This is a genomic window from Telluria aromaticivorans, from assembly GCF_013003915.1.
Taxonomy (GTDB): domain Bacteria; phylum Pseudomonadota; class Gammaproteobacteria; order Burkholderiales; family Burkholderiaceae_D; genus Telluria; species Telluria aromaticivorans.
Window position 1 is genome coordinate 1 of record NZ_JABAIV010000022.1, and the last position, 3,136, is coordinate 3,136.

A 3,136-nucleotide genomic window follows, 5' to 3' on the forward strand; every position below is an offset into this window, starting at 1 on the left:
AAGGGAGTTTTTCAACACAATAGACCCAATGTGGACGTTCCCATACTCGAACCGGGCTTCGCATCAGGACATTCTTCGACACTGCAAAAACGAGCTTAAGGCGTCGCGTTCTGTCGGCACCAGGCAACTATGGAAGACCGATAACCTTGTGGAAGATTAGCGGGAAGCCTATCAGGCGGAAACGTACCGATTCGCTTATGCTCGTCACTTATTCTGGGATTAAATGGACCATTGAGACTGCAACCGTAAGTGACGATGAACACGTGTTTCTCTGGGACGACCTCGAAAAGATAAGTGTCGAGTAAAGCCTCAGCGTTCACTGACAAGCTCAATTCTTCACTGATTTCCCGTACAACACATTCCGCAGTGGTTTCCCCAAGTTCGATACGCCCCCCAGGGAGTTCCCATTCGTCACGCTCGTTCATAAGCAATCCAACCTCGCCCGAGGGAGTGTGGAATACACCTTTGATTGATACCGTAAACATTATTGCCTTTGCAGGATTCGTTTGCACATCAATAAACCTGACGCAGGTTATTTCCTATGTCCGCTTGTGGCCGACAGCAGTCCTGGGTCGACCGTCCGCCTTCGACCCGAAGCGGCCGTCCAATCTTGAGCAGGTATCGTATATGTCGGTTCGATGCTGCTGAGCGTTAAGGGCGCGCGATCGCCGACATCTCGAAAGTAATCCGTGGTGACTGCGGGTCGTTCGAGTACATCGTATAGGTTCCGGTATAGATGCCGTAGTTACGTCTCGAAGCAAGTCCGTCGATCTCGGGTTCGAAACCCAGTTTCAATTGGAGTGAGCTGCCAGGTGCCACAACATGGACGATGTCACCGACATTGCCGACGCCGCTACGCGCGTTCGCTGCCGGCTCCATCCTGTCGAAGCCGAATCCGCCCCGCGACCATCCCGTTGGATTGGGAATGCGGCCGGTCGAGGTCACGTATTCAGGCGCACTGCTCAGGCGAATCCGTAGCTCGCTCGCTCCGGGATTAGTGATGGACAACGTCCGCGTGGTCCTGGAGTCACTAGTCGAATCGCCAAGTGCCAATCGTACAACCGCAGGATGTACGTTGTAGTGTAGACCGTCGATGACCAGCTTCGGTTGCGGTCCCGACGGCTTGGGCCGCAGGGAGATAAACGGATCACCCTGGATGCCAGTAGCGGGCGTGTTCATCTTGCCGGTGAAGACCTCCGCAAAGGTAGCGCCATAGGAAAGCCACTGGTACATTTCTTGAATGTAGTGCTTGTCCAGGTCAGACGCAGCCCAAGCGACGGAGGTAGAGCCCATCACAAGGAGCGTCTCGCCCGCCATCAACATTGTCGATCCGAACGAATCCGGATGCAGAAAATTTTGGGTCGAGCAGGATTCCAGACTCACAAACTTTGCACGCAAGGTCATTTCGCGCAACTGGCCAATCGTGAAAGCCACCGCATCGGAGGAGCGGAATTCACTGTCAGGATCAGGTCCTTCCGCAACGATCAAGTCACGGCTACCATGCCCGTTGAACGTGCACATTTCGGTCGAGTTTGTCAGGCACGATTTGAACGCTGCGAGCCGGTCCGCCGCTCTGCCTTCGTTAGCGATGCTCAGTTCGCTGGTTTCATACAAAGGGATGTCATCCCACCACCTGATGTCAGCGGGCTGTGGATCAAGCTTGAGCCATAATGCGTTGACATAAGTGTAGCCGCGCGACCAGCGGGCGTTCTCGCGGTCGCTCGCACCGTGGTAGGTGATCATTTGATCGAGTTTTGCCTTGAGCTCGGCGTCCTGGCGCAGGGGGGCGCTACCGCGCAAGAGCGAGACTGTCATACCGTGCCGGCAGGCAGGATCCTCATTATGATCGAATATATGGCTATCCCATTGGCCGGGTTCGACTGCTAAGGGCCCGTTCGGAAACTGGTAGCGGGTACAAAATGGATTACGATATGGCTCAAGGTTGGGCACTTCTTCTCCATAGTAGCCGTCTACACGTCGTGGTACCACGACGTCGCCGATCAGGATCGCTGCAGTCATCCCCTTGAGTTGTTCGCGTACTAACGGGACCGTTGCTGAGGCTTGCCGAACCATGATCTTCCACACCGGCCCATGCTTGCCAGATCGTCCGTTCAGATCGGTGGCGAGTACACGCTCCAACGCATCGAGTCGAGGACGTAATGTAGCGTGCTGCTCTGCGGCGACCAGTAGAGCGATTGTTCTTCCTCCTGCAGGCACTTCAGCAAAATCGTCCTGCATGACATACGCATGGCCGGTACCAAGGGCGTCAATGCTTGCGGCTACGTCCTTTTTGATATCGGCATCATCCGAGGCGCTGAACACGGTTCCGAGCATACTGCGCACCAATGCATTGCTTCCCAAGCCGGAATACAAGGAACGGCCCGCGGGAGTGTCAACCGACGATGTGAAAATTTTGGACGCATCGACCTTGCGCCGGAAAGTAGCCAAGTCGCTGCCCTGCGCGCCGGCAAGGATCGATAGAACTGCTTCAGCAGGATCCAAACGCTCTTTCTGAATGGCCTGCAGCCAATAGGCAAGGCCTTCGGGCTCCGCGTCCCGGTTGAAGCCGTGCCTATATAGGGCGGCAATCAAGCGGGTCGGGTCGTCGCCATACAGCGCTCGTGCCTCGGGGCTGCCAGAAAGCCCGTTAACCAGTGCCCGAACGAAGGAATCGCGGCCATACGCGTCGGCCAGGGCCAGCAGGTCGTCTGGCGCTCCCGACTTGGCCATAGCATTGACGTAAAATGCAAGGCCAGCAGGGTCAGCAGGCCGACCGAAAAATGCAAGATACAGTTGCTGGACCAGCTCTGCATGACCGTCCGGCTTGAACTCGGCCCGGCGCTCCGCAGCGAAGGACTCCTGCGTGACGGCGGGGGCACTACCTACACTGCCGGACCAAAGCAGGAACATAGTTAGCAAGAGAGTTGTGCGATCGAATATCGCCATGGAGATTATCTCCCGAATGGAATGACGGTATCCTCGCACTGATGAGTTGGCGTGACAACGCGCACGATTCGATTTTGGAAAAACTTGAACCTTTGGTAGAGCCGATCCAGCTTAAGCCAGATCCTGCTTAGGCTTAAAGACGAGCTGCAATTCAGTCTGTTCGTTGAGTAGACGTGTTCCAAGGCCTATG

General features: G+C 55.7%; 2 protein-coding genes. Both read right to left on the reverse strand.

Annotation, left to right across the window (positions count from 1 at the left end; translation table 11 throughout):
- Window positions 1-95: 95 nt before the first annotated feature.
- Window positions 96-485 (reverse strand): NUDIX hydrolase, encoded by a 390-nt coding sequence (locus HGB41_RS23115; RefSeq protein WP_171088664.1) that lies wholly within the window; start codon window positions 483-485, stop codon window positions 96-98.
- 166 nt (window positions 486-651) lie between these two features.
- Window positions 652-2,946: a hypothetical protein gene (locus HGB41_RS23120; RefSeq protein ID WP_171088665.1), complete on the reverse strand. Its 2,295-nt coding sequence runs from the start codon at window positions 2,944-2,946 to the stop codon at window positions 652-654.
- Between the last annotated feature and the right edge of the window lie 190 nt (window positions 2,947-3,136).